The sequence below is a fragment of the Streptomyces sp. CBMA123 genome, from assembly GCF_014596465.1.
In the GTDB taxonomy this organism is placed as follows: domain Bacteria; phylum Actinomycetota; class Actinomycetes; order Streptomycetales; family Streptomycetaceae; genus Kitasatospora.
This window is the reverse complement of sequence record NZ_MECK01000273.1, coordinates 1-6,944: the sequence shown is the minus strand read 5'-3', so window position 1 is coordinate 6,944 and position 6,944 is coordinate 1. Positions and strand designations below refer to the sequence as shown.

Annotated in this window: 7 protein-coding genes; 4 read left to right on the top strand and 3 right to left on the bottom strand. The window is 68.0% G+C overall.

What is annotated here, in order from left to right:
* Positions 1-57 precede the first annotated feature (57 nt).
* Entirely contained in the window at positions 58-483 is a 426-nt protein-coding gene (locus BG452_RS26775) for an IS5 family transposase (protein WP_411293023.1), read from the bottom strand.
* Between the two features lie 190 nt (positions 484-673).
* Here BG452_RS26775 and BG452_RS26770 point away from each other — a divergent pair, with 190 nt between their 5' ends.
* Positions 674-1,372, top strand: a complete 699-nt coding sequence (locus BG452_RS26770; RefSeq protein ID WP_188306922.1) for a hypothetical protein — start codon at positions 674-676, stop codon at positions 1,370-1,372.
* Positions 1,373-1,475: 103 nt separating this feature from the next.
* On the opposite strand, the gene BG452_RS26765 is transcribed toward BG452_RS26770, so the two are convergent.
* Entirely contained in the window at positions 1,476-2,051 is a 576-nt protein-coding gene (locus BG452_RS26765) for a hypothetical protein (protein ID WP_188306921.1), read from the bottom strand.
* A 43-nt stretch (positions 2,052-2,094) separates the two neighbouring features.
* Positions 2,095-2,595, bottom strand: a complete 501-nt coding sequence (locus tag BG452_RS26760) for a hypothetical protein (RefSeq protein ID WP_188306920.1) — start codon at positions 2,593-2,595, stop codon at positions 2,095-2,097.
* On the opposite strand from BG452_RS26760, the gene BG452_RS26755 reads away from it, so the two are divergent.
* The 3 genes from BG452_RS26755 (at position 2,588) to BG452_RS26745 (ending at position 5,890) form a co-directional block, all read left to right on the top strand.
* Complete coding sequence (locus BG452_RS26755) at positions 2,588-2,833, top strand: hypothetical protein (RefSeq protein WP_188306919.1); 246 nt, start codon at positions 2,588-2,590, stop codon at positions 2,831-2,833. The two genes, BG452_RS26760 and BG452_RS26755, sit on opposite strands and share 8 nt — an antisense overlap.
* A 955-nt stretch (positions 2,834-3,788) precedes the next feature.
* Positions 3,789-4,121 (top strand): hypothetical protein, encoded by a 333-nt coding sequence (locus tag BG452_RS26750; RefSeq protein WP_188306918.1) that lies wholly within the window; start codon positions 3,789-3,791, stop codon positions 4,119-4,121.
* A gap of 596 nt (positions 4,122-4,717) precedes the next feature.
* Positions 4,718-5,890, top strand: coding sequence for a hypothetical protein (locus BG452_RS26745; protein ID WP_188306917.1), 1,173 nt, complete (start codon positions 4,718-4,720; stop codon positions 5,888-5,890).
* Positions 5,891-6,944 lie beyond the last annotated feature (1,054 nt).

The following is a 6,944-nucleotide window of genomic DNA, read 5'->3' as shown; positions in this document are numbered from 1 at the left end:
TAACGAGCAGGGACAGCGGCTTCTGTCCCTGCTCGACCGCGAGGTGCACCTTGGTGGTCAGCCCGCCACGCGAGCGTCCGAGGCCGTGGTCGTCGGGCTCGGTGTCGACGCCACCGGGAGGCTCCTTTTGCAGGTCCCCCTTTTACGCGCCCCGGCGGCGTGCTGGTGGGCGCGGGCGATCGTGGAGTCCACGCTGACATCCCAGGTGATCAGGCCCTTCGCGTCGGCCTCGGCCTGCAGTTGCTCGAAGATCCGCTTCCAGGTGCCGTCGCGCTGCCACCGTCGGAAGAGGTCGTAGGCCCGGTCCCACGGCCCGTACCGCTCTGGGAGATCCCGCCACGGCGCACCGGTCCTGGTCCGCCACCGTATGCCGTCGATCAGCTGCCGACGCGTCCACGTGGGCGGCCGCCCTGGCTTCTTGCCCGTCGGCAACAACGGTTCAAGCCGAACCCACTGGCCGTTCGTCAGATCACCACGTCCCACGACGCGTGATCATTTCACGACCTTGATCCACTTTCGCAACAGACCCTAGGCCACCATCCCTACGGCCACGAGGGCCGGGGCCAGGACCGCGCGGCTGGCCGGGAGCTGGTCCAGCGCACAGCACTCCGTGAGGTTGCGGACAGTCGTTGACCAGCCTGCCGTCTTCCTCGGATCGAAGGGGGTGGCCGGGGTGGTCGCGCGAGACCTGGGCGACGTGCTGTGGTTGCTGGCCTATGGCCTCGACCCCTGGGAGACAGCCACCCCGTGCTCGCCCGACCGGCTCCCCCGTCCCGACCAGAAGCGGACGACCCTCCCGGAACGGTTCGCACCGGGCCGGCGCCGTCAGCTGCGTTCGCTGGGCGGCAGCGCCGAACGCCGGCGCGACGGGGCGCCGTTCGACTCCCACGTGCAGGCGCTGAGCGGGTTCTGCCACCACGCGTTCGTGTACGGGCGCGGAATCGAGACCCTGCTGTGGCGCTACGCCCGCGCAGGCGCGGCCTTGGGCATCACCGTGCTGGACCGCGTGGTCACCGGGAAGCGCCCGTTGGACCAGGAGAGCCTCAAGCGGCTGTGTGAGGACCCGACCCTGGCCGAGCTGGAGGCGCTGCTCAGGATCCCGGTCGACCGGCTGCTGGGCGCCCGCGATGCCGCCGCGCTCGCCCGAGCGAACGAGCGTCGTCAGCGGCTGCTCGACGGCGTCGAGGTGGCGTGCGGGATCCTCACCGACGACATGATCGAGGAACGGATCGATCGCCCGAAAGCGGCAGGGTCCCAGCTGTCCGTCGCCGCGATCGAGGGCTGCGACGCCCCGTGGGCCGCGCTGCTCGACGGCGTCCTCACGATGGCGACCGAGATGCCATACGAGATCGCCTTCGCCACCCGCAGCTGACGAGATCCGGCCGGGGCTCTCTGGCGTCGCCGGTCGGGTCGATCGGCGCTCAAAGCGAGAGGGCGCCCACCTGGAAGTGGGCGCCCTCAGTGCTGGGCTGTGGTCATCCGGACGTCGGGGCCTGGTGGATTGCTTCAGGGGTTCCGACGGCCAGAACTACGTCTGTCCCGTTTTTCCACGAACGCAGCGAGTCGCCGGTTTTCTTCTGCACCTGGGCGGAACTTCCGATCCCTTCCATCTTGACCGTCATGGCTTTCTCGCCGCAGCCGAGGGTCATGAATTTGAAGGGGATCAGCTGGGCGGACGCCTGGGTATATGTTCCGGCAAGAACATTCCCCGGGAAATCCCCGTGTGTGTCCGCGAAGGAGCTGGCACTGGGCCGCGGGGATCCGACGGAGTCGGGGGCGGTGGAGGTCGGCTCGGTCAGACCGTCCGGCAGGAGTGCCACCTGGCAGGTGCCGTTCCTGACGGAGAGGACGACGCTTGTGCCCGATACATCGGCGATGCCGAGGATCTTGGCGGTGCCCTTGGCGGGCGGGGCGTCGATGCTGCGCTGGACGACGGCGTCCGCCGGTGCGGCGGCCGTCGCGTCCAGGAACCAGGGGCCGCTTCCTTGCTGGGGTGCTGTCCCGTCGTCGGTGCACGCGGCCGCGAGGACGGCCGTGGCGACGAGACTCACCGCCCCCAGAAATCGGCTGGACCGCCGCATATGCTCAACTCCCCTAATTAGTCCAGGCGTTGTAGCAGAACCCTACCGGCTTCTTCACCTCCCCGTCGCCGACGTAGGCGCCGGCCTCGTAGATGCTGTACGTCCAGTAGTCGAAGAGCTGGTAGGCTTGCAGGTTCCCGAACTTTCCGTCCGGAACGGTGTAGGAGCCGGACTCGGTGTTCGTGACGGTGTCGGTCACGTTGAAGCCGACGCCGGCGGAGATCTTCCACAGGTCGATCGACGCGCTTGCCGTCCACTGGGTTGCCGTCGAGCGGGTCTGGGTCAGCGTCAGGGTCATGGGACCGGGCCCGCTGTTCGCGTCGATCACGTCGGTGCCGCAGACCTGCCCGTGGTAGGCCACATCACGGATCTCCCCCCAAGCGTCGACCGGCCGCTCCGGCGACTTCCGGGTCGGCGTGACGTGCGTGGACGCCGAAGTCTGGGCCGCTGCTGGAGCCTTGCGGTCGACGACCCAGTGACTGGGGTCGGCGCCGGCCGGAAGCTGCGTGGTCACCGAGGCCACCGGCGTGACGGACGCTGGCGCGGCCCGCGCCTGCGGCGCCGCCAGTGCAGCCAGTATTCCGGCGCCGACCACTGCACCGGCAATTCGAGAGCTCGCCTTCCGCATTTTTGTTCCCCTCCGAATGAATTTGCGCGGACTGTTCCACCCGATTGCTTTCCAGGCGATGCCAATCCTGAGACTCGGGGAGAAGTTCCGGCAAGGACAATCGAAGAAATTGAGCGACACTTGAGCCCTGCGGGGCGAAAAATGCCAAAATAGCCACCCGATCCAGGCGTCGGGGAATGCTGGATTCCGAAATTCCGGTACCTGCTGAAGCGATAGAAATAGAGAAATGTGAAGCATGTGACAGGAGGGCCTGGCGGGTCGTCACCCTGGCCCCGGGGGCCCACCGGCGTACCGCCGGCACCCAGGCGGGTGGGTAGTCGGGGTGCTCGGCCCGGTGGACGGCGGGGGTTCCGCAGGACCAGGCCGAGGTTCTCGTCTCCGCTGCCCGCACCGGCCCGATCTCCAGCACCGGGTCCGGCGGCACTCAGTCCGGTCTGGGTACGGCTACTCAGGCGGAAGGTCGTGGCGATCCGTCAGGATGACCACACCGATTCGCCCAGGACCGGAAGGGGGGTGTCCGTGCCCGGCCGGATCGCCGACGCACTGTGCACCGTCCCGGGGTGTTCGTCGGCGCGCGAAGGTACGGTGACGTCCCGCTGAGACGGCAGGTCTGCCGGCCGAGGCCGCCAGCTCCCCCTCGGCGGCTCGCTGTCCAGCCATCGCGCTGTGGGAGACCCGAGGGCCGTGCCTCCCAGGGGGTCAGCGGATGCGTGCGCCTGGCGGTCTGGTGAGTACGATCGGTCGGTTACTGGTCAGGGGAGGGCTGGTGTCGAAGCCAGTCGTAGGGGGGAGCGGGGCATGTCTGATCGGGAGCCGCTGCCGCCGTCCTCATCGTTACGGCCGGCGGGGGCCTGCTCCTCTGGCAACGGGCGGACGAACCCGGCCCCGTCCCGCGGCAGTCGGCCCCCATCCCACCCGGGGAGTGCCAGGGCACCCTCGACGACGCCCGCTTCAGCGACGTCCTGGGATCAGCCTCCCCGCCCACGGTTCGCACAGACTTCACGCCGCTGACGGACTCCACACCGGCCTACCTGTCCTGTGCAGTGAGCGGAAGCGACCAGCGCACGCTCATCACGACCGTGACGGGAGCCGACACCGACGTGGAGCGCATCCACACCGAAGGACAACAGGTCCCAAGGGACTATCTGCCATTCTCCGACGGCGAAGCCGGCGACCACTCCTCCGTGGTCCGCTTCACCTGCATCACCAAATCGACGTCCAACGGCCCGGACCGCACCTGGTACTACACGGCAGCCCTCAACCTCCAGGCCCCCGACAACCCGGCCTTCCCAGCTCCTGGACGACAGAAGATGGCAGAGCTGTCCGTAGCGTTCGCCCGCCAGGCCATCGGCAAGGCCCTCGGGTGCACCAACACCATCCAGCTGCCCGACGGGCCGTACAAGTTCACGTGACCGGGGCAGCAAGCCGAACCCTGGGCCGTCGAGACGGGGAACACCCGAGATCACCCTCCGCCAATAGTCTCCGCCGACCCGGCTGCCCGCCCTCACGGCGGGCTGGCGGTAAGCCCAGCCGAGGTTCGGGGACCCTCGAACGGGCAGACGTCGCTCAAGGACGGACTGCACGGTGATCCGGCCCGGTCACCTCGCACGGGCCCACACGAGATCAGCAGGTACCTCAGGCGAGAGGCCTGTCCACGCAGGCCGACCCGTCGATATCCCCACTCGGTGCCCGGGACGCTTTGTCGCTCGGCCGGCCCCTGGCGGAGACCACACAACGTCGCGGCCCGTGGCAGACCCGCTGGACCGTGCACTGCCGCCGGCCCTGCGTCATTGGCTCATCGCCGATCCTCCGGGCGCCACGCCGCTGTGATCCGTGCCGACGCCGTTTCGCTGCGCCCTGCGGGCGGCCGACGCACGAACGGAGCGGCGTAGACCTGATGGTTGTTCGATTCTGATCCTTCTCATCTTCCAGAAACAGAACCGGTTGTCAGTGGTGGCCCTCACCATGGATTCACCGCGTGTGCACCATCGGGTGAGAGGGCAGCGTCATGACCCACAGCATTCGGCACATTCAGCTCGGTATCGACATCAACCTCTCCGAAGACGATCTCGGGAACCCGGGGATGCCCGGGCTGTGGAAGCTTCTTCGTTCGGACAAACGGCCCGTACCCGAGCGAGGCCTTCAGTGCATGGAGTGTATGGAGGAGCGCCCGCACTGCCCTGAGTGGATGTACGTCTACGAACGCGCCGGAGTCCGCATCGCCGCCCACCACAACTCGAAGATCCGGCACGTCTCCGGACCGGAGAGCGACGAACACAAGGCATTGAAGGAACGGATCGCCGTCGCAGGGGAACGAGGCGGCTATCCCGTCCAGATGGAAGACGCCTCGACGAAGAGGTCCCGGCGTACGGACGTCACCGTGCACGGCGCTGGCGGGCGGAACATCGGGTGGGAAATCCAGCTCTCCACCATCACCGAGGGCACCGTCAGGAACCGCTCCGCCATCGCCCGCGCCGACGGACTGACGCCATCCTGGGTGACCTCGGCGAAGGGCCTGTCCGAACTGCTGCGCAGCGCGCCATGGGCACTCACCAACTACAAACCCTGGCGCGAGATCAAGGCCGGAGAACCAATCCGTGTCGCCGGTGGCGTGCGACACCTGGAGATGATTCCCTGCTGGCGACTCGCCGCAGCATGTCCTTCCGGGAGGAAGGGACGGTGCAACGACCACCACGGTGAGTGGAACCTCGACACGAACATCTCACTCGACGACCTGGTAACCGGGACGGCCGCCGGCACGTACGTGCAGGTGCTTATGCCTATGAGCCGATGGATCAACAGGTTCTGGGCCCGACGCGAGGAGCGGGACCTGTACGACTACTCAGTCGGAGGCCTGCCAACGGAGGAAGACGTCGAACGCGGACGAGCGAGGATTGTCCGCCCGTCAGCGGTGACCCCGAAGGAACTCGATCGGATGTGCCGGTACGGGCAGGACACCGGTGTCCGCTCCGGGCCTCGCTTCGTGCTCGACAAAGGCCAGCCCCTTGCCGCGCCCAGCCTCACGATCCCGGCCCAGCGGACCTGCGCCCCACCACTCGTTGGTCCCGTTCGACGTGGCATCTGCTCCGCCGGCACTGTTCCGTGTGGCGTGCAGGGGGCACGGCTGTATCCGGGCGGGTGGTTCTGTGACGCGCACCGGCCTGGCCACGACCGGGGCTGACGTCAACGTCAGCTGTGTTCCCGGCCCCGGCGCGGCAACTCCGCCGACACCGGCCTGCACACCTTCGACGAGGTTCCGAAACGCCTGTTCACAGTGCCCCGTCGGAACGGTCGGCTCGACGCCACCGAGGCCCAGCGCCGTAAGGCCGCCCTCGTCCACGGCTGCGAGCCCTGGCAGGTCGGCCCGTGCGCCGGCTGCGGATTCGCCCATCCGCCGCTACGGCGACGCCGGAGTCCACGCCTGTGGGACGTGCCGGGCAAGAGCCGTCCGGCGGTGAGTAACGGACCTCTTCCGGCAGATCGTACGGGTACAACCGTGTCGCGTGCGTTGGCGCCTCGTTGAAGCAGCGGGCCCAGACTCCCGCCCGGGCCTGCTGGTCGTCGTGGAGCACGTCCCTGGACGGCCAGCGCTGTGGATGGCTGGACGTGAGGTGTGCTGATGTCGCTCTTTGGCGAGGACCCTGGGCAAGAGACCGGCGGTCTGCGCAACGGGTGGATCCACCGCGGCAGCCCTTCGAAAGTCATGCGGGTCCGTGCCGCCGGGCGCCGCAAGTGGTGCGGGAACCGGATCGCCTGGTACGACCGGTACGACGGCGGCCGATCCCGTTGGCCCCGGTCAGGTTTCCCGCGCACCGGATCCCGCCACGGTTCCAGTGGAGCGTGCGACCGCATCAGCGTCGCGTATCGCCTACATGAGGGCATGTCCGCGATCTTCGGCCGGGTGTGGTGGCGGTCTCAATGGCGGTCACCTGGTGTTGACCCAGCGTGGTGGCGGTGGGCCGGTCGGTGATGTGGCGGGCGCCTGATGGGTGAGTGCCCTCACACGTGAATGCGGTGCACGACGGCGGATAGTGATGTCCGTTTTGTGTGACTTTGAGGTTATTTGATGGTGGGCTGACGAGTGTTTGCGCAGGCCAGAAGGGTCCGGGAGGATCGGCGCGCTCGGGGCGGACCGCCGGTCGAATCGGTGCCGGCTCTCTTCGACTACGACTGCGGATCGTAAGAGGGGGTCTTGGCGACCGCCGATCCGGTCTGGCAACTTGGCATTTGTCGTC